Source organism: Streptomyces sp. CC224B, from assembly GCF_030010595.1.
Classification (GTDB): domain Bacteria; phylum Actinomycetota; class Actinomycetes; order Streptomycetales; family Streptomycetaceae; genus Streptomyces; species Streptomyces longispororuber.
This window is the reverse complement of record NZ_JASCXL010000001.1, coordinates 156,355-177,480: the sequence shown is the minus strand read 5'-3', so window position 1 is coordinate 177,480 and position 21,126 is coordinate 156,355. Positions and strand designations below refer to the sequence as shown.

Annotated in this window: 19 protein-coding genes; 15 read left to right on the top strand and 4 right to left on the bottom strand. The window is 74.2% G+C overall.

Annotated elements, in window-relative coordinates; genetic code table 11:
- Positions 1 to 122 precede the first annotated feature (122 nt).
- Together QK440_RS01070 and QK440_RS01065 are read left to right on the top strand one after the other, a co-directional pair.
- Positions 123 to 2,906, top strand: a complete 2,784-nt coding sequence (locus tag QK440_RS01070; protein ID WP_282790993.1) for a hypothetical protein — start codon at positions 123 to 125, stop codon at positions 2,904 to 2,906.
- A gap of 192 nt (positions 2,907 to 3,098) precedes the next feature.
- On the top strand, positions 3,099 to 3,638 hold the full coding sequence (locus QK440_RS01065; RefSeq protein ID WP_282790992.1) for an NUDIX domain-containing protein: 540 nt from the start codon (positions 3,099 to 3,101) through the stop codon (positions 3,636 to 3,638).
- 214 nt (positions 3,639 to 3,852) lie between these two features.
- Here QK440_RS01065 and QK440_RS01060 read toward each other — a convergent pair whose 3' ends face one another.
- Together QK440_RS01060 and QK440_RS01055 are read right to left on the bottom strand one after the other, a co-directional pair.
- A complete protein-coding gene (locus tag QK440_RS01060; RefSeq protein ID WP_282790991.1) occupies positions 3,853 to 5,307 on the bottom strand; it encodes a glyceraldehyde-3-phosphate dehydrogenase in 1,455 nt (484 codons plus the stop codon).
- A gap of 283 nt (positions 5,308 to 5,590) precedes the next feature.
- Entirely contained in the window at positions 5,591 to 6,001 is a 411-nt protein-coding gene (locus QK440_RS01055) for a transcriptional repressor (protein WP_282790990.1), read from the bottom strand.
- A gap of 149 nt (positions 6,002 to 6,150) precedes the next feature.
- Here QK440_RS01055 and QK440_RS01050 point away from each other — a divergent pair, with 149 nt between their 5' ends.
- The 13 genes from QK440_RS01050 to QK440_RS00990 all read left to right on the top strand — a co-directional run bounded on the left by QK440_RS01050 (position 6,151) and on the right by QK440_RS00990 (position 18,150).
- Positions 6,151 to 6,447: a hypothetical protein gene (locus QK440_RS01050; protein WP_282790989.1), complete on the top strand. Its 297-nt coding sequence runs from the start codon at positions 6,151 to 6,153 to the stop codon at positions 6,445 to 6,447.
- Positions 6,431 to 8,653, top strand: a complete 2,223-nt coding sequence (katG, locus tag QK440_RS01045; RefSeq protein WP_282790988.1) for a catalase/peroxidase HPI — start codon at positions 6,431 to 6,433, stop codon at positions 8,651 to 8,653. The genes QK440_RS01050 and katG overlap by 17 nt, the downstream gene beginning before the upstream one ends.
- Positions 8,654 to 8,786: 133 nt before the next feature.
- On the top strand, positions 8,787 to 10,877 hold the full coding sequence (locus QK440_RS01040; RefSeq protein WP_282790987.1) for an NACHT domain-containing protein: 2,091 nt from the start codon (positions 8,787 to 8,789) through the stop codon (positions 10,875 to 10,877).
- Positions 10,878 to 11,049: 172 nt separating this feature from the next.
- Positions 11,050 to 11,457, top strand: a complete 408-nt coding sequence (locus tag QK440_RS01035) for a hypothetical protein (RefSeq protein WP_282790986.1) — start codon at positions 11,050 to 11,052, stop codon at positions 11,455 to 11,457.
- 24 nt (positions 11,458 to 11,481) lie between these two features.
- On the top strand, positions 11,482 to 12,054 hold the full coding sequence (locus tag QK440_RS01030; protein ID WP_282790985.1) for a phage tail protein: 573 nt from the start codon (positions 11,482 to 11,484) through the stop codon (positions 12,052 to 12,054).
- A 45-nt stretch (positions 12,055 to 12,099) separates the two neighbouring features.
- Positions 12,100 to 12,393, top strand: coding sequence for a hypothetical protein (locus QK440_RS01025; protein WP_282790984.1), 294 nt, complete (start codon positions 12,100 to 12,102; stop codon positions 12,391 to 12,393).
- Positions 12,394 to 12,407: 14 nt separating this feature from the next.
- On the top strand, positions 12,408 to 12,767 hold the full coding sequence (locus tag QK440_RS01020) for a hypothetical protein (RefSeq protein ID WP_282790983.1): 360 nt from the start codon (positions 12,408 to 12,410) through the stop codon (positions 12,765 to 12,767).
- A gap of 42 nt (positions 12,768 to 12,809) precedes the next feature.
- The gene (locus tag QK440_RS01015) at positions 12,810 to 13,442 is read left to right on the top strand and encodes a hypothetical protein (protein ID WP_282790982.1); all 633 of its coding nucleotides are present in this window, start codon (positions 12,810 to 12,812) and stop codon (positions 13,440 to 13,442) included.
- Positions 13,443 to 13,508: 66 nt separating this feature from the next.
- Positions 13,509 to 14,681 carry a hypothetical protein gene (locus tag QK440_RS01010; RefSeq protein ID WP_282790981.1) on the top strand — a complete coding sequence of 391 codons (1,173 nt, stop codon included), beginning with the start codon at positions 13,509 to 13,511 and terminating at the stop codon, positions 14,679 to 14,681.
- Between the two features lie 46 nt (positions 14,682 to 14,727).
- Positions 14,728 to 15,582, top strand: coding sequence for a phage tail domain-containing protein (locus QK440_RS01005; protein WP_282790980.1), 855 nt, complete (start codon positions 14,728 to 14,730; stop codon positions 15,580 to 15,582).
- Positions 15,583 to 15,685: 103 nt separating this feature from the next.
- The gene (locus QK440_RS01000; protein WP_282790979.1) at positions 15,686 to 16,720 is read left to right on the top strand and encodes a hypothetical protein; all 1,035 of its coding nucleotides are present in this window, start codon (positions 15,686 to 15,688) and stop codon (positions 16,718 to 16,720) included.
- Positions 16,721 to 16,723: 3 nt separating this feature from the next.
- Entirely contained in the window at positions 16,724 to 17,974 is a 1,251-nt protein-coding gene (locus QK440_RS00995) for a hypothetical protein (protein ID WP_282790978.1), read from the top strand.
- Positions 17,974 to 18,150: a hypothetical protein gene (locus QK440_RS00990; RefSeq protein ID WP_282790977.1), complete on the top strand. Its 177-nt coding sequence runs from the start codon at positions 17,974 to 17,976 to the stop codon at positions 18,148 to 18,150. Before QK440_RS00995 ends, QK440_RS00990 begins: the two co-directional genes overlap by 1 nt.
- Before the next feature lie 54 nt (positions 18,151 to 18,204).
- On the opposite strand, the gene QK440_RS00985 is transcribed toward QK440_RS00990, so the two are convergent.
- Both QK440_RS00985 and QK440_RS00980 read right to left on the bottom strand, forming a co-directional pair.
- Positions 18,205 to 19,482: an NAD(P)/FAD-dependent oxidoreductase gene (locus tag QK440_RS00985; RefSeq protein ID WP_282790976.1), complete on the bottom strand. Its 1,278-nt coding sequence runs from the start codon at positions 19,480 to 19,482 to the stop codon at positions 18,205 to 18,207.
- Positions 19,483 to 19,644: 162 nt separating this feature from the next.
- Positions 19,645 to 20,991 carry a hypothetical protein gene (locus QK440_RS00980; protein ID WP_282790975.1) on the bottom strand — a complete coding sequence of 449 codons (1,347 nt, stop codon included), beginning with the start codon at positions 20,989 to 20,991 and terminating at the stop codon, positions 19,645 to 19,647.
- Between the last annotated feature and the right edge of the window lie 135 nt (positions 20,992 to 21,126).

Here is a 21,126-nt window from a genome sequence, read left to right as displayed (position 1 = left end):
CCAGGCAACCCCAGGCCCTCCTTCGCCCTCCTTCGCACTGGAGCCCCGGTACACGCACGGGGCCTTCGAGCCCCGGTACACGCACGGGGCCTTCGGGGGAGCACACGACAAGGAGGACTGTCTTGATCCGTGTCCCGCGCTTGGCGACTGCCACCGTCACGGCACTCGCACTGGCGGTGGGCCTGCCGGAGCTCGCGCACGCGTCGCCCGACCAGCCGCGCGCGCAGCGCTCCGACGACCTCATATCGCCCGACAGACCCGGCGACCGGCTGCCGCCGGGCTGGGAGCTCACCGGTGACGGCGCCGACCGGCACCTCGTGTGGCGCGCGCCGAAGCCGGTGCCCATGGGCGACGCCCGGGTGGAGTTCTCCGCGGGCGGCCGGCTGCTCGGCCACCCCGAGGCCACCGACGACCGGCGCACGTTCCGGCTGAAGCTCGACGACAGCGTCAGCGCCCGGGACGGCCTGGAGGGCCTCCGGGCCGACGCGGGCGGCCGCCGCCTCGACAGGCCCGAGCCCGCCGCGCCGCCGCAGCGCACGGCGCCCGTGCCGGACCGACTGCCCGCGAACGGAACCGACCCCGGCGAGCCGGGCCCGTACCGCACCGTCAAGGGCGAGTACGACCTGGAGCCGGTGAAGCTGCCCGGCTTCCCGCGCAAGGTGGAGATGCGGGCCACGGTGACGGGCCCGGTCGGCGCCCCGGGGAAGCGGCCCGTGGCCCTGTTCCTGCACGGCCGCCACGCCACCTGCTACAAGGGCGGCGAGGCCGGCGGCAACTGGCCCTGCGCGTCCGGCTGGAAGCCGATCCCGAGCTACCAGGGCTACCTGCACGACCAGAAGCTCCTGGCCTCCCAGGGCTATGTGACGGTGTCCATCTCGGCCAACGGCATCAACGGCCAGGACGACGTCGCCGCCGACGGCGGGGCGCAGGCCCGCTCGTCCCTGGTGCGCCGGCACCTCGGCCGGTTCGCCGACTGGGCCGCCGACCCGCAGCAGGCGCCCGGCGCCGTCCGCGACAGCGCGGCGGCCGCCGACCTGTCCCGGGTCCTGCTCGTGGGCCACTCCCGCGGCGGCGAGGGCGTCAACCGGGCCGCGCTCGACAGCCGTTACGCGCCGCCCGCCGACCAGGACGGCTACCCCCACAAGGCGCGCTGGCAGGTCCGCGGCACCGTCCTCATCGGCCCCACGGTCTTCGGCCAGAACCCGGACCCGGACGTGCCGTCCCTGACGCTCCTGCCGGGCTGCGACGGCGACGTCTCCGACCTCCAGGGCCAGCTCTACCTGGACAACACCCGCGGCGTGGGCAACGGTTCGGCCCTGCACAGCGCGGCGTACATGGTCGGCGCCAACCACAACTTCTTCAACACCGAGTGGACGCCGGGGCAGGCGCAGGCACCGGCCAACGACGACTTCTCCTCCGACCAGCCCCACCCGGTGTGCTCGCCGGGCCACGGCCCCCGGCTGACGGCGAAGCAGCAGCAGAAGGCGGGGTCGGCGTACATCGCGGCCGCCGCGCGCCTCTTCGTCGCCGGTGACGACGCGGTGCGCCCGCTGCTCGACGGCTCCGGCAGGAGTGCGCCGTCGGCGGGCCCGGCCCGCGTGCTCACCCACGCCGTCGGCGGGCGGCGCACGGCCGCCGTCGTGCCCGACCCCGCGCTGAAGGTGACCGGTGGCACGCTGTGCGACCAGACCGCCTCCGGCGGGGCGCGCGCCTGCCTCAAGAGCGGCACCAAGGCGCAGTCCCCGCACTTCGCGGGCTTCGAGGCGCAGCCCGACCCCGGTCGGTACGCGCTCGCGATGCGCTGGTCCCGGGCGGGCTCCACGATGGCCGTCAAGAACCCGCGCCCCGTCTCCCTCGACGGCTCGACGTCGCTCGCGCTGCGGGTGGCCCTGCCGCCCAACTCCACCGGCACCAAGCTGGACGTGACGGCCGTCGACGCCTCCGGGCGCCGCGCGAAGCTCGGCCAGGTCCGCGCGGACGGGCTGCCGAGCAGCGGCTACATGGCCACGTACTGGGGCCAGGAGCTGCGGGTGCCGCTGACGGCCGCCACGCGCGCGGGACTCGACCTCAAGCGGATCCAGTCCCTGGAGCTGACCTCGCGTACCGGGTCCGGGCACGCGGTGCTGATGGACGCCTGGGGCTGGCGCCCCGGCACGGCCGAGGTGCGCCCGTCCGCGCTGGCCCGCGTCGACGTCGGGCAGCCGCGCGTCGACGAGGGCGACTCGGGGGTCCGTACGCACCGCGTGCCGGTGCGCGTGACCGGTGACGGCGAGGGCAAGGTGCGGCTGTGGGTGCCGGGCCCGGACCCGGAGACGTTCACCGTCAAGACCGTGTCGGTGCGGCCCGGGGACACGTCCCTCGGCGTGCCGTTCAAGGTCAAGGGCAACAAGCGCTACGGCGTGCCGCAGTCGTACAGCGTCCTGGCCAAGGCGGTCGGCGGCGCGGTCGTGGGCTCCTACGCCGGCGGGCTCTCCGTCCGCGAGGACGACCCGATGCCGAAGATCACGGTGAAGCCGGTCGCGGCCAAGGTCACCGAGGGCAAGCCCCTCACGTGGCGGGTCTCGCTGTCCGAGGCCGCCGACACCGAGATGGTCGCCGCGTTCCGCTTCGAGCGCGTCAGCGGCGGCAAGGAGCTGTCCACCAAGGACGTGGACAAGGCGTGGCTCAAGCGGCTGTTCGACGCCAAGCCCAACCCGGCGCGTGCGCTGTCCAAGGTGGCGGAGGACCCGTACCTGTCGGTCGTGGTCCCGGCGGGCAAGCGCAGCGCCGACCTGCGCGTCCCCACCGTGAAGGACCGCGTACGCGAGTCCCAGGAGTCGGTGCGGCTGCGGCTGTACACGTACGACCAGGACTGGAACGAGCACCGGGGGCCGGTCTTCACCGGTCGGGTGCGCAACGCGTCGTAACCGTGGACTGAGGCGGTGACAGGGCGGGCGGTTCCTCCGGGGCCGCCCGCTCCGGCGTTCCCACGGCCCGCCCGCCGTCCTCCCCGTGGCCGGACATGAGGGCCACTTGGTGCCCCCTCGGCCCGGCGGGGATGATCGGCACAGTGAGGTCCCAGGACAGGGGCGGGCGCGGAAGGAACGCGGAGGAACGCGGTGGAACACATCCATGGGCACGAGCGGAACCACGGCGACCGGGCGGCGGAACCGCCGCCCCGGTCGCCGGCGCTCGTCGACAACCGCCCTCCGACCGCGCACGCCGCGATCGGCGCGGGCGTCGTCGTCACCGACGGGCGGGGGCGGGTGCTGCTCGGCCTGGCGCGCGACGGCGTCTGGGAGCTGCCCGGCGGCAAGCTCGACCCCGGTGAGTCGTTCGAGCAGGCCGCGGTCCGCGAACTGCGCGAGGAGACCGGCCTGGAGGCCGCCGCGGCCGACGCCCGGGTCCTCGCGGTCCTCATGGACGCCGCCGCCCAGAGCCTGGCCCGGCTGACGGCGGCCGTCCGCGTCGCCCGTGCCGAGGGCGAGCCGACGGTGACCGAGCCGGACCGCATCAAGTGCTGGCAGTGGCACGAGGTCGCCGCCCTGCCGGGTCTCGGCTCCCTGTTCGGGCCGAGCGCGCACGTCCTGGACGTCGTCTGGCCCGGGGTGCTGCCCGGCCTGCCCCCGGTGCACCGGCACACCGTGCGGGGCGCCTGAGCCCGCCGGGCCGCGGCGGACCAGGCGGCTCCTTTTGGGGAGTTCCGGCATACGGGGGCATGGCCCCGTCCGCACCGGGTACGAGCCAGGTGGACCCCGCCGCGCTCCCCCGTCGCGGCGGGGTTCCGTGTACCCGGACGTGCCGCGGGGCGCTCCGGAAGTTCCGGGGCGCCCCGCGGCCCTGCGTGCTCGCCGTACGGCGGTGGTGCGTCCGTCAGGCGGCCGGGGCCGGGTAGGTCGGGTACTCCACCCCGGAGACGTGCTGCACGACGCGGATGACCTGGCAGGAGTAGCCGAACTCGTTGTCGTACCAGAGGTAGAGGATGGCGTTGTCGCCGTCGACCTTGGTGGCGCCGGCGTCGACGATCGAGGCGTGGCGCGAGCCGATGAAGTCGTTGGAGACGGCGTCGGGCGCGCTGGTGAAGTCGATCTGGCGGCGCATCGGCGAGGTCAGTGACACCTCGCGCAGGTACTCGAGGACCTCGTCGCGGGTGGTCTCGCGGCCGAGCCGCAGGCTGAGGATGGCGATCGAGACGTCCGGCACCGGGACGCGGATCGAGCTGCCGGTGATGGGCGCCTTGAGGTCGGGCAGCGCCTTGGCGACGGCGGAGGCGGCGCCGGTCTCGGTGATGACCATGTTCAGCGGCGCGGAGCGGCCCCGGCGGTCGGCCTTGTGGTAGTTGTCCAGGAGGTTCTGGTCGTTGGTGAACGAGTGGACGGTCTCCACGTGGCCGCGCAGCACGCCGTACTCGTCGGCCATCGCCTTCAGCGGCGGCACGATGGCGTTGGTGGTGCAGGAGGCGCAGGACAGGATCTGCTCGTCCGGCTTGACGGTGTCGTGGTTGACGCCGTGCACGATGTTGGGCACGTCGCCCTTGCCCGGAGCGGTCAGGACCACCTTGTCGACACCGGGGCGCAGGTGCTTCGAGAGCCCCTCGCGGTCGCGCCACTTGCCGGTGTTGTCGATGAGGATGGCGTCCTTGATGCCGTGGGCGGTGTAGTCGACCTCGGACGGGTCGCTCGCGTAGATCACCTTGATCTCGTTGCCGTTGGCGATGATCGTGCTGTTCGCCTCGTCGACGGTGATCGTGCCCTGGAACTGGCCGTGGATCGAGTCGCGGCGCAGCAGCGAGGCGCGCTTGACGAGGTCGTCGGCGGGGCGTCCACCGCCCGGGCGGACGACGATGGCGCGCAGCCGCAGGCCGTTGCCGGAGCCCGTCTTCTCGATGAGCAGCCGGGCGACGAGGCGGCCGATGCGGCCGAAGCCGTACAGGACGACGTCGCGCCCCTGCCGGCACTCGATCTTGTTGGCGCCGGTGGCGCCGGCCACGGCCTCGGCGGTGAACGCCTCCACCGACAGGCCGCGGTCGTCGGCCTTGTACGTCGCGGCGAGCATGCCGATGTCGATCTGGGAGGGGCCGAGGTCGAGCGTGGTGAGGGCCCGCAGGAACGGCAGCGTCTCGGTGACGGAGAGCTCCTCGCCCGCTATCTGCCGGGCGAATCGGTGGGTCTTGAGAATGCTGACCACCGACTTGTTCACGAGCGAGCGGCTGTGCAGCAGGACGGTCACGTCCCGCTCGCGGTGCAGCTTCCCGATCAGCGGGATCATCGACTCCGCGATCTCCTCGCGGTGCTTCCAGTTGGTGAACGAGTCGTCGTTGACAGTCACAGGCTTATCTCTCGATCGAGCTAGGCGGCGCTCATATGCTAACCCCAGGCCTTTTCGATCAAGCAGAGGGTGCCGCCGACCGGGCTTCGGTCCGGTACAGACACGCGCTGAGCTGGGGTTTTGTGCGTACGCACCGCTACGAGACCCCGGCCCAGCGGTCGGGGCCTTGACGGCCGGTCGACGAGGCCGCGGACCTCGTCGCCCGCACCCGCACCGACGCGTGGCTCATCGCCCTCGCCGCGGGCCCCGCGGTGGGCGTCACCCGTCGGCCATGCCGAGGGCGCTAGGCGCAGGACGGGCAGAGGCCGCGGTAGGTGACCTCGGCGGCGGCCACCGTGAAGCCGAACCGCTCCTGTGCCGGGAGGTCGGCCAGCGGGTCGCCGGTGGGGTGCACGTCACGGATGGTGCCGCAGCGGGAGCAGACCAAGTGCTGGTGCGGCCGGTGGGCGTTGGGGTCGTAGCGCTTGGCGCGGCCGTCGGTGGCGACCTCCATCACCTCGCCGAGCAGGACCATCTCGCCCAGCGTGTTGTAGACCGTCGCGCGGGAGATCTCCGGCAGCCGCCGCGCGGCGCGGGCGTGCACCTCGTCGGCGGTGAGGTGGACGTGGTCGCCGTCCAGGACCTCCGCGACGACGCGCCGCTGGCAGGTCAGGCGCCAGCCGCGCCCTCGCAGTCGCTCCAGCAGGTCACTCATATGCGGTTCACCTATTCGGTTCGGCGGCGTGCGCGGAGCTTACCGGCACGTGTACGGATTCCGCTGGCACTGGGATCAGATGAGCTTCTTGACCTGGACTCGGTCCATCGTAGGATCGGTTCCGACGATGGCCAAGGGCAGCCTCGCCCATGTTCCAAGGACGCGTCGAGGACGGCCACCCCCCGGGCGTGATCGTCCTCGCGGTCTCGACCACGCGGTCGGTGCGGCCCCCTTTCCACCACCTGCGCTTCACCGGGCACGACGAGCACGACGAGCACCAGCACGACGAGCACGCCCAGTACTTCGAGCACTCCGAGCACCTCAAGCACCCCGAGGGTCTCGCGTACGTCAAGCACCCCGAGAACTCCAGGAACCCGAGCACTTCGAGCACCCTGAGCACGACGACGCGCTCAGTCCGAAAGGATTCCCATGGCCGAGAACCCTGACGCAATCGTCACCGACCCGAAGGTGGAGGGCACGGACGGCTGCCCGGTCGCGCACGGCCGGGCCCCGCACCCGACGCAGGGCGGCGGAAACCGCCAGTGGTGGTCGGAGCGGCTGAACCTGAAGATCCTGGCGAAGAACCCGGCCGTGGCGAACCCGCTGGGCGAGGACTTCGACTACGCGGCGGCGTTCACCTCCCTCGACCTCGCGGCGGTGAAGCGCGACATCGCCGAGGTGCTGACCACCTCGCAGGACTGGTGGCCGGCCGACTTCGGCCACTACGGACCGCTCATGATCCGCATGGCGTGGCACAGCGCCGGCACGTACCGCATCAGTGACGGCCGCGGTGGCGCCGGCGCCGGGCAGCAGCGCTTCGCCCCACTCAACAGCTGGCCGGACAACGCCAACCTCGACAAGGCCCGCCGGCTGCTGTGGCCGGTCAAGAAGAAGTACGGCCAGAACATCTCCTGGGCCGACCTGTTGGTCCTCACCGGCAACGTGGCCCTGGAGACGATGGGCTTCGAGACCTTCGGCTTCGCGGGCGGCCGCGAGGACGTGTGGGAGCCCGAGGAGGACGTGTACTGGGGCCCCGAGACCGAGTGGCTCGGCGACGCGCGCTACACCGGCGACCGCCAGCTGGAGAGCCCGCTGGGCGCCGTCCAGATGGGCCTGATCTACGTCAACCCCGAGGGCCCCAACGGCAACCCGGACCCGATCGCCGCGGCCCGCGACATCCGCGAGACGTTCCGCCGCATGGCGATGAACGACGAGGAGACCGTCGCCCTCATCGCGGGCGGCCACACCTTCGGCAAGACCCACGGCGCGGGCCCGGCGGACCACGTCGGCAACGACCCCGAGGCCGCGCCGCTGGAGCAGATGGGCCTCGGCTGGCGGAGCACGTACGGCACCGGCAAGGGCGCCGACGCCATCACCAGCGGCCTGGAGGTGACCTGGACGGCCACCCCGACGCAGTGGAGCAACGGGTTCTTCAAGAACCTCTTCGAGTACGAGTACGAGCTCACCCAGAGCCCCGCGGGCGCCCACCAGTGGGTGGCGAAGAACGCCGAGGCGATCATCCCCGACCCGCAGGACCCGTCGAAGAAGCGCCTCCCCACGATGCTGACCACCGACCTCTCGCTGCGCTACGACCCGATCTACGAGCCGATCTCGCGGCGCTTCTACGAGAACCCGGAGGAGTTCGCGGACGCGTTCGCCCGCGCCTGGTTCAAGCTGACGCACCGTGACATGGGCCCGGTCGTGCGCTACCTGGGTCCGGAGGTCCCCGCCGAGACGCTGCTGTGGCAGGACCCGCTGCCGGAGCGCACGGGCGAGCTGATCGACGCCGCGGACGTCGCCTCCCTCAAGGAGCGGATCCTCGCCACGGAGCTGACCACCGCGCAGCTGGTGTCCGTCGCGTGGGCGGCGGCCTCCTCCTTCCGCGGCAGCGACAAGCGCGGCGGCGCCAACGGCGCCCGCATCCGCCTGGAGCCGCAGCGCAACTGGGAGGTCAACAACCCGGCGGAGCTCGCCGAGGTGCTGCGGGTGCTCGAAGGCGTGCAGGAGGCCTTCAACTCCGCGCAGTCCGGCGGCAAGCGGGTGTCGCTGGCCGACCTGATCGTGCTCGCGGGCACCGCGGCCGTCGAGAAGGCGGCCAGGGAGAGCGGCGTCGACGTCGAGGTGCCGTTCTCGCCGGGGCGCGTGGACGCGGCGCAGGAGGAGACGGACGTCGAGTCGTTCGCCGCGCTGGAGCCGTCGTACGACGGGTTCCGCAACTACGTCGGCAAGGGCAACCGGCTGCCGGCCGAGTACCTCCTGCTCGACAAGGCGAACCTGCTGACGCTGAGCGCGCCGGAGATGACCGTCCTCGTGGGCGGCCTGCGCGTGCTCGGCGCCAACCACGCCGGGTCGCGGCACGGCGTCCTCACCGACCGGCCCGGCACGCTGACGAACGACTTCTTCGTCAACCTCCTCGACCTGGACACGACGTGGACGTCGGCGTCCGAGGCGCAGGACACCTTCGAGGCCCGCGACGCGAGCGGCGCGGTCCGGTGGACCGGCACCCGCGCCGACCTGGTCTTCGGCTCGAACTCCGAGCTGCGGGCGGTCGCGGAGGTCTACGCGAGCGACGACGCGAAGGAGAAGTTCGTCAGGGACTTCGTCGCGGCGTGGGCGAAGGTCATGGACCTGGACCGGTTCGACCTCCGCTGACCCGGCCGTGACCGCGGTGTCCCGGCGGCCCCGTCCAGGGGCTGCCGGGACACGGCGCTCCCCTGGGGCCGGCGCGCCCCCAAGTGCCGTGGGATCACGACAGGGTTGAGGTCCTTCGGCCACCATGGGTGCCATGGTGGGCGCGCGGGGGCGGTCGTTCGGGTTCGGGTCGGCCGCGCTCGTGGCGTGCTGCGGCACCGTGGCGATGCTGGTGCGCGCCGCCGGGTCGCCGGCCGGTGACATCGACCTCCTCGGCGCGGCCATCGGCACCAGCTCGTTCGTGGTGAGCGCCTGGGGCGCGTGGCTGACCCTGCGCGCGGCGCGCTGGCAGGAGACGGACCTCGCGGACGCCTCCGCACGCCTGGCGGCACGGGTCCTCGCCGTGGAGCGGGAGGCCCGCCGCCAGCTCCTCGGCGACCACGACCGCGCCGTCGACGTGCGGTTCGTCTTCCGCCCCTCCCCCGCGCACTCCGCGGCCGGCGCGGACGTGGGCGGGAGCCTGGCGGAGGTCGCCGACTACTTCCGGCGGCTGCGCCCGCGCCGGATGGTGATCACCGGGGCCCCCGGGGCGGGCAAGACGGTCCTCGCGGTCCAGTTGCTGCTGTGCCTCCTGGAGCGGCGCGGGGCCGACGAGCCCGTGCCCGTGCGGCTCTCGCTGGCCTCGTCGGAGCCGCACGTCGACGTCGAGGCGTGGCTCGCGCGGCACCTCGTCCGGGTCTACCAGTTGCCCCGGCAGACCGCGGACGCCCTGGTCGCGGCGCGGCGCGTGCTCCCGGTGCTCGACGGCCTCGACGGCCTCGACGAGCTGGACACGGCCCCGTGCCCCGGCTACGGCTCCCGCGCGGCCCGGGTGCTGCGGGCGCTCAACGCGTACCAAGAGGGCGTGCGCAAGGCGGAGTTGCTGCTGACCTGCCGCAGCGAGACGTACGACGCGCTGGAGGACAGCCGGGTGTGGGCGCACGACGCGGCGCGCGTCGAGATCCTGCCGGTCGCCGCGACGGAGGCGCGCGCCTTCCTCGACGCGCGGGTCGACGACCCCTCGCGCTGGAGCGGTGTCCTCGACCGCCTGGAGCGGGACCCCGCGGGCCCCCTCGCCGTCGGTCTCGCCACGCCGTGGCGCCTGACCCTCGCCGCGACCGTCCACGAGCAGCGGGACCCGGCCACGGGCCGCTACGCGCGCGACCCGGGCCTCCTCCTGGACCGGCGCCTGGACAGCGCCGAGGCCGTCGGCACGCGCCTGCTGGACCTGTTCGTCCCGGCCACGGCCGAGCTCTTCCCCGGCCCGGGCGGCGCCCGCTTCGACGCCCGCCTGGTCCGGGAGTGGCTGACCACCCTGGCCCGCTACCTGGAGGACAACGCCGCCACCGGCCGCACCGTCGCGGGCCACCGGCTCTCCGGCACCGACATCGTGCCGTCCCGCCTCTGGCCGCTGGCCGGCACCCGGCGGCCCCTCGCCACGCTGGTGGTGACCGCGGTGGCGGTGTCCCTCACCGGTACGGCCCTGCTGCTGGGGCTGCTCGCCACGCAGGGGCCCCTGCTCGCCCCGTGGCCGGTGCTCGCCGCACTGGTCATCCTGGGCATGTTCACGGCGGCCGTGTGGTCCCTGGCCTGGTCCGACCTGGCGGGTGAGGACCACCAGTACCCGCAGGTCCGCGCCCGGCCGCGCGCCTTCGTCCAGCGCCTCACCGCCGCGCTGGTCACCTCCGGCCTTCTGTCGGGGCTGCTCGCGGCGCTGGTGGCCGGCCAGAACCCGGCGGCGTCACCCGTCCGGACCGCGGCGGTGTTCACCGGCTGCGCCGCCGCCCTGGGCCTGCTGTTCGCCGTGCCCCTCCCCGGCGCGCCGGAGAGCTCGCACCCCGCGTCGAGCATCAGGAGCCACCTGGTGTGGGGCCTCGCGGTGCCGGCCGCGGTCTCGGCCGAGGTGCTGCTGGCGGCGGCGATGAGCGCGGGCAAGGGACCCGTCACGGTGCTGGCCCTCACGGCCGGCGGAGGCCTCGCGGGCGGGCTCCTCTTCGCCCCCACGCTGGCCCCCACCGGCCTGTGGTACGCCGGTCTGCTACTGCGCACCCGGCGCCGGAGCGGCAGGCCGCTGCCCTGGCGGCTCGGGCGGTTCCTGGCGTGGTGCTACGACGCCGGTCTGCTCCGCGTGGCCGGAACGGCCTACCAGTTCCGCCACCGCGAGCTCCAGGACCACCTGGCGCGGCAGGCTCGGCCACGGCCGTGACGGCGGGCCCGGCTCAGAAGTCCCCTCTGGCCTCAACAGGCCTTGCACGACAGGCGAGTTGACGGAGCATCACATTCCGATACGCGGTCCCCAGGTTTTCCCCGACAGCACATTGCACCCGCCTCACCCGCCCCGCACAATGAGCGTCCCGGACCACGCAAGGAGGGTGCGCGTGAGTGTTCCGCCCATCGTGTTCCCGGATGTCGAACGCCTCGTCGTCGACCACCTCAAGAGCCGTCCCGAACTGTCCGGCGTCCTCGTCGACAACCGCACTCCCCCGGGTTTCGACGGCACCCAGAAGGCCGTCCTGGTGTCCCGGGCGGGCGGCGCCTGGGTCGACGACCAGCACCTCGACCAGCCCCTGATCGACCTGGAGATCTACGGCCCCGACAAGCCGACGGCCCACGCGGTGGCCACCGCGGCCCGTACGGCGCTGCTCACCGTGCGCGGCACCACGTACGGCACCGCCCACGTCACCGACGCCGTCGAGGCGGACGGACCGCGCTGGCTGCCCGACTACCGCCGGCAGGCCGCGAGCCGCTACCTGTCCACCACCCGGCTCTCGATCCGCCCCTCCTGACGCGCCCGATCCGAAGGAGCCCGCATGCCCGGAATGAACCCCAACGAGATCCGTGTCGCCGGGACGGGACGCATCCTCACCGCTCCGCCCGGCACGCCGGCGCCCGCCGACGTCACCGCCAACTGGGGAGCGGGCTGGCGCGACCTGGGCTACACGACGACCGACGGCATCCGCTTCAACAAGAAGGACAAGATCGACCCGGTGGACACCTGGCAGTCGGTCAGCCCGGCCCGCTTCGTGTACTCCGACCGCGACCTCACCGTGAAGTTCGCGCTGCTCCAGCTCAACGAGGACACGCTGCCGTACTTCTTCGGCGGCGGCGACGTCAAGGAGACCGCCGAGGGCTCCAAGCTCTACCGGTACGAGGTGTCCGCCGAGCCCAGGAAGGACGAGCGGATGCTGGGCGTGGAGTTCGCCGACGGCGACACGATCAAGTACCGCTTCGTCATCGAGCGGGGGCAGGTCACCGAGACCGAGGAGTTCCAGCTCACCCGCACCGCGTCGGTCAAGCTCGGCGTCACCTTCACCGCACTCGCCGTGGACAACACCAAGCCCCTCGCGATCTGGATCACGAACGACCCCGCCTTCGCCAAGTAGCCCGCAGACCGGCGGACCGCAGCCGTCCCGCGCCCGAGGAGTCGTATGCCCGCGCCCTTCAACGTCAACGCCGCCCGTGCCCAGCGCCTGGAGACGCTGGGCCTGAGGTGGGAGTTCGAGGTGGACGGCGAGACGTTCTCGCTGCCCACGGAGATACCGCGCCGCTCCGCCCAGGCGCTCGCCTCCCTGGGCGACGACGACCTCGACGGCCTGCTCGCGCTGCTGCTCGGCGACGAGCAGTACAAGCGGCTCGGTGACCACGACCTGAGCGTCCAGGACGTCGCCGCCATCCTCAACGCGTACGGGGAGGACACCGGCCTGAGCGTGGGGGAAGGCTGAGCCTCGGCGCGCTCGTGGAGGAGCACGCCGAGGCGCTGGAGGCCGACCTGCTGCGGCACTACGGCGTCGACCTGCTCGACTGGCACCGCGGCGAGCTGTCCTCGCGGCGGCTCGCGGTACTCGTACGGCACCTGCCGCAGGACAGCGCGTTCCGGGCGGCGCACGAGGGCGAGGCGGCGCGGTGGACGCTCACCGACCACCTGCTGGCCGCCGTGGTCGACCACCTGGCCATCGCCAACTGGATGTTCGCCTCCGTCAACCGCGACGAGGACGACCCGGCCCCCGAACCACCCCAGCCGGTGCCGCGGCCGGGCGTGGACGAGGGCGTCCCCGAGGGCCCCGGCCCCGCCGAACTCGCCCGCTTCTTCGGCTGACCGGCGTCCGCAGGCCGGAGCGACGACCACCAAGGAGGGCCCATGTCCGTACCGCCCGGCCCGATGGGGCCGCTGAGCAGGGAGTACAACGACGCCCAGCGTGCCTTCGCCAAGTGGCTCGACACGCAGGCGACGCGCATCGTGAGCGACATCAAGAAGGGGCTCGTCGACCCCGAGGCCAAGGGCGAGGTGTCCGCGGCCAAGGTGGAAGGCGTCGGCGCCGCGGCGGGGATCAAGCTCGTCGGTTTCGAGAGGACGCTCCTCGACCTCAACAAGGTGCTCGACACCTACCTCCTCGCCCGCAAGGGCCTGACGCCCGAGCAGCTCAAGGCGCGCGTCGACGCCCTGGAAGGACAGGTCAACCGCCAGGTCACCGACCTCAGGAACCGCAGCGCACTGCTCCGCAGGTCCCTCACCCGGACCATGCTGCGCGCCCAGCGGGACCGGCAGGCGACCGCCGCCGTCAGGGCGACCGCCGAGCAGGCGCTGCGCACCGCGCGCACCGGCGTGCGCAAGGCGGACGCCGCGCTGCGGCAGCGGCACACCGCGCCCCGCGCCGCCGGGCGCGCGCGGGGGCCCGCACAGCGGGTGGACGTGGGCAGCGTCGAGCAGACCACCCGGGCCCTGCGCGAGCTGGAGCGCCGGGTGGACGGGCTGGCCCGCGCCCTGGGCTGACCCCGCCCGCGAGAGCCGCACCACCGCAGCCGTACCACCGCGACGACCACGGCAAGGAGGCAGCCCATGTCCCTCGTAGCAGCCCTCAACCGCTCCGCCACCGGCTTCCGCGGGCTGCGGACGAACGCGGGGCAGGCCGAGTCCGGGGTCGGCCGGCTGCGCACCACGGTCCAGTCCGCGGACCGGGCGGTGACCCGGATCAAGGCGGGCCTCGACCGCACGGCACAGTCCTTCCGGGGCGTCAGGACAGGGGCCGACGCCGCGGCGCGCAGCGTGCGCCAGGCCGACCGGGCCATGGACGGCGCCGGAAGGTCGGCCACGCGCGGCGGCGGCCTCATGGGGCGGATGAGGACGGGGCTGCAGGGCGTCACCACCGCGCAGCGGGGGCTGAACACCGCCATGAAGGCGAACGTCTTCGGCGCGCTCATGGCGCTGCTGCTGCCGCTCATCACCAAGCTCGTCGACATGGCCCTGCAGTCCAGGACCGTGCAGCGGATCGTACGGACGGCGTTCCGGGTCATCGGACAGGTGATCGGGACGACGATGCGGGTGGCGCGGCAGGTCGTGCAGAGCACCTGGAACGCCATCAGGGTCGCCTTCCAGGTGGTCCTGCGCGTGATCTGGACCGTCGTCAGGACCTACTTCACGATCTACAAGACCATCATCACGACGGTGATCCGCGCGATCCTCGCCGTGATCAGACCCGCCCTGTCGTTCCTGCGGGAGCGCGTCCCGGCGGCGTTCCGCGCCGTGCGCGACGGACTGCACCGGGCCTGGAGCGGGCTCGCGAACTTCACCAAGGGCGTCTTCACCAGCGTGCTCGGCGCCGTGAAGGGCCCCGTCAACGCGGTGATCAGCCTGGTCAACTCGGCGATCGGGGCGCTGAACAAGGTCAAGGTGACCATCCCGAAGTGGGTGCCGAAGTTCGGCGGCCAGTCCTTCGGCGTCAGCCTGCCGACGATCCCCACGCTGGCCCGGGGCGGTGTCGTCCTGCCCCGCGCCGGCGGCACGCTCGCCCTGCTCGCCGAGGCGGGGCAGGCCGAGGCCGTGCTGCCGCTGAACCGGCTGGAGGCGCTGCTCACCCGCTCCGCGCGGCCGGGCGCGGGCCCGGTCCCCGCGCTGGGGCCGCACCCGCGGGGCACCGGCTCCCTGGTGATCGAGCACTACCACGAGGCGCGGGGCGGCAGCGCCCGGCAGACCGCGGAGGAGCTGATGTTCCTGATGAGGGCCAGGGGGTGAGGCGGCGGCCGGCGGGCCCGGGGAGCTGATCACCGCGGACGGGCAGGTGCAGTGGGCGGACCTCCTCCTCGGCCCCGGCACCGTGTACTGGGTGGCCGCCGAGGGGCTGACCGGTTGGGAGGAGCTGCCGGGCCTGGAGTCCTCCGACGCCAACCGCCCGGCGGGGCACGGCGGCTGGCCGGGCACGCAGTGGGCGCAGCCGCGTACGGTCACCGCCCAGTTGTGGCTGGCGCCGGACCCGGACGGCGGGCCCGACGCGGTGCTCGCCGCCCTGCGGGCGCTGCGCTCGGCGACCGCCGTGCGCGACGAGGAGGAGTGGCTCGCGGTACGCCTCCACGGGGAGACACTGGCCGTCAGGGCGCGGGTCACCCAGCGGGTGGTGCCCACCGACCGGCAGTTCCTCGCGAGCCGGCTCGCCAAGGTGACCGTGCAGTGGAAGGCCATGGACCCGCGGCGCTACGCGAGCGACGCGCGCCGCGCCGCGGTCGGGCTGCCGCGCGCCGAGCCGGGCCTGTCCTGGCCGCTCACGTGGCCGCTCACCTGGGGCACCCCGGGCGCGAGCGGCGACCTGACGGTCGAGAACGCGGGCAGCGCGGCCACGCCCGTGCTGGTCGCCTTCACCGGGCCGTGCCTGACGCCGCGGCTGGCCAACCACCGGGACGGCACCTGGCTGGAGTACGGCATCGAGCTGACGCGGGGCGACGTGCTGGAGGTCGACACCGCCGAGGGGACGGTCCTGTTCAACGGCACCGCCTCGCGCCGCCACCTGGCGACCGTGGGCAGCGTGCCCGAGGAGCTGTTCACGCTCGCCCCCGGGCCGTCCCGGCTGTCCTTCCGGGCCGCGTCCGGCTGGGCGGAGGAGGCGTCGGCCACCGTCACCTGGCGCTCGGCCGAGTGGTGAGACCCGCAGCACGGCTGGGCCCGCCGCCCCACAGCACGGCCGGGCCCGCCGCCCCGGGCGGCGGTCGCGCCCGGACCGACGACCGGCAACCTTGGAGTGTTCGATGACGACACGTTCCGCATGGCACCTGCCCACCGGGCAGACCCGGGAGGACACCCGGCTCGCCGTGAGCCTCGGCCTGGCCGCGTCCGGGCCGCTGACCGCGCGCGGCGGCTGCGTCGTCGGCGAGCTCCAGCTCACCGGCACGGCCGCTACCAGCATGCAGGCCCGGCTGTCCCCGGGGCGGCTGTGGGTGCCGGGCGGCTCCGCCGCCGCCCAGGGCGGCTACCCCGTCACCGTGGACGCCGACACGCAGCTCACCTTCGCCGACGGCCACGCCACGCTGCCGCGCGTGGACGCGCTGGTGGTGCGGGTGTACGACGCGGACTACGACGCGTCGGGCCGCTACGAGGCCGTCCTGGAGATCGTGCAGGGCACCCCCGCGAGCGCGCCCGTGCCGCCCGCGCTGCCCAGGAGCGCCGAGCTGCTCTACGAGGTGTCGGTCCCGGCGGGGGCCTCGGCGGCCCGCGGCATCACCTGGGCCACGTCGGTCGCGGACCGGCGCCGCTACACCGCCGCGCTCGGCGGCATCCTGCCCGCCGGGGGCGGCCACGGCACCCAGGGCGCCCACCCCGGCCAGTACCGGGACGCGGGCGGCCGCCTGGAGCGCTGGGACGGCGGCCAGTGGCAGAAGTACATCCCCGACGCGGTCCTGCGGCACAGCATCGACCTGGGGTGGACCACCTCCAGGACGTTCACCGAGGCGCTCAACGAGGCCGTGCCGCTCACCACCACCTTCGTCGCCCCCGCCTCGACCTGGGTGCACATCGCGTTCGGGGCGCGCGTCGCGGGCGACGACGGCGGCGGCGCGTACCTGTCGGTGAACGTCCGGCCGAAGGCGGGCGGCGCCCTCCTCCTGACGGCCTCCGACGACCTGGCCGCCATCTACACCGGGGCCGGCTCCGCCTCGGTGTACACCAACGTCCCGCTGGGCCGCCTCACGCCCGGTACCGAGTACAGCGTGACCGCCGCCCACCGGACGGGGACCACCAAGGCCTGGTTCGACAACCGCTTCCTCCGCGTCGACCCGGTCGCCTGAGCCGTGGACAGCCCGTACCTCGCGTACTTCGCCGACCTGCGCACCGACACGCCCATCGACGTGCTGCCGCTGCAGGGGCTCGAGTTCGACGACTACATCGGCAGGCCGGGGTCGCTCTCCGCCACCCTGCCGGTGCCCAACCGGCGGATGGCGGCGCGGGTCAGGGAGATCGTGGAGGGCCGCACCGCCGTCTACCTGGAGCGCGGCGGGCAGGTGTGCTGGGGCGGCATCGTCTGGACGCTCACCCCCGCCATGGACGAGCAGGGCCTGGTCACCGTCGCGCTGCAGGCGGCCACCTTCGACTCGTACGCGGCGCGCCGCCGCATCCGGCGGACCCTGGCCTTCACCGCCACCGACGACGTCACCATCGTGCGCCGGCTGTGGGAGCACATCCAGGAGGTGCCCAGCGGCGACATCGGCGTCGGCTACGCGCCCGCGCCGCCGGGCACACCGCGCACGGTCACCTACCACGACGGGGAGGAGACCCTGGTGGAGGAGGCCGTCGCGCAACTGGCCGCCACGGACCCGGGGTTCGAGTACCTGGTGAGCGTCCACCGCGACCCGGCGACGGGCGCGCGGGCCAAGCGGCTGCTGTTCGGCGTCCCGCGCCTCGACCTCGGCGAGGGCACCACGGTCCTCGACCTGCCGGGCGACGTCCTCACGTACTCCTTCCCGCGCGACGCCACCCGCGGCGGTACGACCGCGCGGGCCCGCGGCGGCACCCCGGAGGGCGCCGCGGGCCCGGTCGTCTCGGACGAGCACGTGGCGCGGGCCCTCATCGAGGGCGGCTTTCCCCGCCTCGACACCACCTCCGACCACGGCAACGTCACCGACAAGGCGACGCTGAACGCCCTCGCCCGCGCCGAACTGGCCGCGCTCGGCGGGCCCGTGGTCATCCCCGCCGTCCGCGTCCGCCTGGACGCGGACACCCCGCCCCTGCTCCTCGGCACGACCGTGCGGCTGCGGATCCACAACGTGTGGTTCAGCCCGGGCCTCGACGCGGCGTACCGCGTCGTCGGCGTCAAGGTCACCGCCCCCGAGCGCGGCCGCGCGGAGTCCGCGGAACTCTTCCTCGAAGGCCTCGATGACCGCGGGGCTCCCGAGGAGCAGGGGGTCGGGGGACGGGCTCCCTCGGGGCACGCGGGATACGCGGGATACGCGGGATACGCAGACCACACCGGACACACAAGGCACGCAGGACACGCAGGACACGCAGGACAGGAATCGGACCGCGACGGTCAGGAGGCCGACTGATGCCGAATCTCCCCGAGGACATCGTGGACCGCATCAAGTCCCTGGAGCGCCAGGTGCGTCAGCTCACCGCCTACGTGCACACCCGTGCGGCCACCCCCGCGAGGGCGGCCGGCGAGGCGCCCGGCAGCTCCCGGGACGGCGGCGAGGAGGAAGCGGCCGACGAGAAGCCCGCGTGACCGCCGCTCAGGCGGGGCCGGTCGTCAGGAGTACGGCCCACGCTCCCGTACGGCTCACTCGGCCGCCTCGGTGGGGGTGTCCCGGCGGGCGTGCTCGCCGGGGAGGCCGTACGCGTGCCCGGGCGGGCGGTCGCCGCGGCGGGCGGCGGGGATGCGGACGGGTGCGGGCATGCGGCGGATCGCGCGGGTGACGGCCCGGGCCTCGACGCCCGCCCGGTACAGCGCGCCGCTCAGGGGGTTGGCGTAGCCGACGAAGTACAGCCCCGGGGCGTCCGGGGCGGTCTGGGCCCCGCGCACCAACGGGTACCCGTGGTCGTCGAGCACGCCGAGGTGCCCGAGCCAGCCGTCCAGGCCCGTGCGGTAGCCGGTGGCGGCGATCACCGTCTGCGGCGTCACGCACGCGCCGTCGGCCAGCACCACCCGGGGCCCGTCGAACCGCTCCACGGCCGCCACCGGTTCGACGTCCCCGGCCCGCACCGCGGCCGCGAACCCGTGGTCGAGGACCGGGTTGACCTCGTCGCGGGCGTTCCGCGTGTACACCCCTTCCGTCGGGCGCGGCAGCCCGTACGCGGTCAAATCCGGCAGCGCCGTGCGCTGCGTCCACAGCGAGATGCGGTCCCGCCAGGCCAGGGGCAGCAGCGCCTCCGAGAGCCGTCCCACGGTGTGCCAGCGGCTGCTGGACCGGGGCAGGATGTTCGGCGGCGTACGGACCGCGAGGCGGACCCGGCCCGCTCCGGCCCCGGCGAGGGCGACGGCGATCTCCGTGCCGCTGTTGCCCGCGCCGACCACGAGCACGTCCTTGTCCCGGTAGCCGGCCGGCGCCCGGTAGTCGTACGCGTGCACCAATTCCCCGGTGAAGGTGTCGCGCCCGGGCCAGTCCGGCACGTACGGGGTGTGACAGCGACCGGTGGCGACCACGACCGCGCGGGCGGTGAAGGCCTCATCGGCGGTCGTGACGAGCCACCGCGTCCCGTGGGGCGCCGGCGCGGACTCGACCCGGTGGACGGGGGAATGGGTGCGGACGTCCAGCCGGTGGTGGGCGCTGTAGCGCTCCAGGTAGCGCACCCAGTCGTCCCTGCCCACCCAGGCGCCCGCCTGCCGGGGCACCGCGAGGCCGGGGAGCTTGGACGCGCCGCGGGTGGTGTGCAGCCGGAGGTGGTCGTACCGCTGCCGCCAGCTCGCTCCGACCTGGCCGGAACGTTCCAGGACCACGACCGGGACACCGGCGCGGCGCAGCAGCGCCGCGGTGGCCAGACCGCTGGTTCCGGCGCCGATGACGACGGCGTCGTGGTGGCTCCGACTCGGGGCGTGTTTCGGTGTGTTCGCGGGCACAGCGGCTACAACGAGGCGCTCGACGGCGAGGTCACCGCCGCGCGGCAAGGCCCCGCGGAGCCGCCCGGGGCCGGACCGCGACGCGTGGTCGGCTCAGGGGCTGACGCCTGGTCGGCTCAGTGGCTGACGCGTGGTCGCCTCGCCGGCTGACGCGTGACCGGCTCAGTGGCTGAGGGGTTCGGTCAGCTTCGCCAGGCGCTGCCGTACGTCCTCCCGGGCGCCGTTCCTGCCGGGGACGCGGGTGCGCAGGTCGAGGAGTCCGGTGCCCAGCTCGCGGATCCGGCCGGGGTCGGTGACACGGTGCCAGGCGTGGTGGGCGCGGTCGACGGCCTCGACGACGTCGGGACCGGTCACGGCCCTGCCCGCCGCCAGGCGGGTCCCGGCACCGCGCATCCACAGCTCGCAGGCGCGGTCGGGAGCGCCCTCGGTGAAGGCGAGGAAGGCCCGTACCTCGATCCAGTGGGCCACCTCGGGCGAGGTGGCGCCGTGGCTGCGCAGCGCGCTCTGCTCGCACGCGGCGGCGATGGCGGCCGCCTCGGCGTGCCGTCCGGCCCGGCTCGCCTCACTGATGGCGCGGTGCGCGTCCTCTTCGACCATCGCGAGCGGGGCGGAGGCCGCCACGGCGGGCGTGATCGGTGTGGCCGCTGGGACTGATGGAACCGATGGGGCCGGTGCGACGGGTACCGGTGCGGTGGGTGCGACGGGTGGGTTCGTTACGAATGCCGCGTGCGGCGCGCCCGACGCATCCGGTACGGCCCCTGCGCCTGGCACGGCCAGCGCGTGCGGCACGGCCGGTGTGCTCCTTTGCCCCGGCACGTCGACGGGGTGCCCCGGTGCGGTGGCCGGCGGGAGGAAGCCGCCGAGCCACAGGGTGGCCGCCTCGTCGACGTCCGCCGCGGCGGCGCGGGCGGTTTCCAGGTGGAGGACGTCCGCGGGGGGTGTGACCGGGCTGCCGCGCAGGATGTGGGCGAGGGCGCGCGTGTAGGCGGGCTCGGGGCGGTGCTGGCGGTCAAGCACCTGTACGGCGCCGTACAGGGCGTACGGGCCCTCCAGGGACCGCTCACGGCGGACGAGGGCCTGCCAGACCTCCGGGTCGGCGGCCAGGTCGGCCACCACGGTGGTGGTGCCCGGTGGTCTGTGCCGCAGCTCGGCGGCGAGCCAGTGCCACGGCAGCGCGGTGTAGCGCACGGTGCGGGCGGTGGTGCGCGCCAGGGCGAGGTGGAGCTGGTGCTGGCGCGGGTCGACGACGAGGTGCCCGGCGGCGAAGACGAGCAGGTGCCCCTCGGCGGCGGCCGCGGTGCGCAGGCACGTCAGGACCGTCTGCGGGTCGTCGGGGTTGGCCAGTTGCACGGCACTGGCGTGCGCGGCGCCGACGAGACGCGCGGGCGGGAGCGCGGCCAGCGGCGGCAACTGCGCGGTCACCGCGAGCGGATGGCGTACGGGCGGCTCGGCGGCAACCAGCAGAGCGTATCCGGGCAGGTCACGGTCGGTCGTCTTACTGTTCGCCATGTCCAGCACAGTATCGGGCCGCGCGGCTCACGCCAGTGCCTTCCCGCGACTCCTTGCCCCGCCGTACCGCGCATCCGTGGCGAAACGGCCTCGTCGCCGGAGCGCGGCGCGGCCGCACGCCGCCCGGTGCGCCCC

What these genes read in the sequence shown, in the direction of transcription:
- QK440_RS01010 (WP_282790981.1), top strand. Translation starts at nt 13,509, where the DNA reads ATGTCCCTCGTAGCAGCCCTCAACCGCTCCGCCACCGGCTTCCGCGGG.
- katG (WP_282790988.1), top strand. Translation starts at nt 6,431, where the DNA reads ATGGCCGAGAACCCTGACGCAATCGTCACCGACCCGAAGGTGGAGGGC.
- QK440_RS01015 (WP_282790982.1), top strand. Translation starts at nt 12,810, where the DNA reads ATGTCCGTACCGCCCGGCCCGATGGGGCCGCTGAGCAGGGAGTACAAC.
- QK440_RS01055 (WP_282790990.1), bottom strand. Translation starts at nt 6,001, where the DNA reads ATGAGTGACCTGCTGGAGCGACTGCGAGGGCGCGGCTGGCGCCTGACC.
- QK440_RS01025 (WP_282790984.1), top strand. Translation starts at nt 12,100, where the DNA reads ATGCCCGCGCCCTTCAACGTCAACGCCGCCCGTGCCCAGCGCCTGGAG.
- QK440_RS00990 (WP_282790977.1), top strand. Translation starts at nt 17,974, where the DNA reads ATGCCGAATCTCCCCGAGGACATCGTGGACCGCATCAAGTCCCTGGAG.
- QK440_RS01050 (WP_282790989.1), top strand. Translation starts at nt 6,151, where the DNA reads ATGTTCCAAGGACGCGTCGAGGACGGCCACCCCCCGGGCGTGATCGTC.
- QK440_RS01030 (WP_282790985.1), top strand. Translation starts at nt 11,482, where the DNA reads ATGCCCGGAATGAACCCCAACGAGATCCGTGTCGCCGGGACGGGACGC.
- QK440_RS01000 (WP_282790979.1), top strand. Translation starts at nt 15,686, where the DNA reads ATGACGACACGTTCCGCATGGCACCTGCCCACCGGGCAGACCCGGGAG.
- QK440_RS01040 (WP_282790987.1), top strand. Translation starts at nt 8,787, where the DNA reads ATGGTGGGCGCGCGGGGGCGGTCGTTCGGGTTCGGGTCGGCCGCGCTC.
- QK440_RS00980 (WP_282790975.1), bottom strand. Translation starts at nt 20,991, where the DNA reads ATGGCGAACAGTAAGACGACCGACCGTGACCTGCCCGGATACGCTCTG.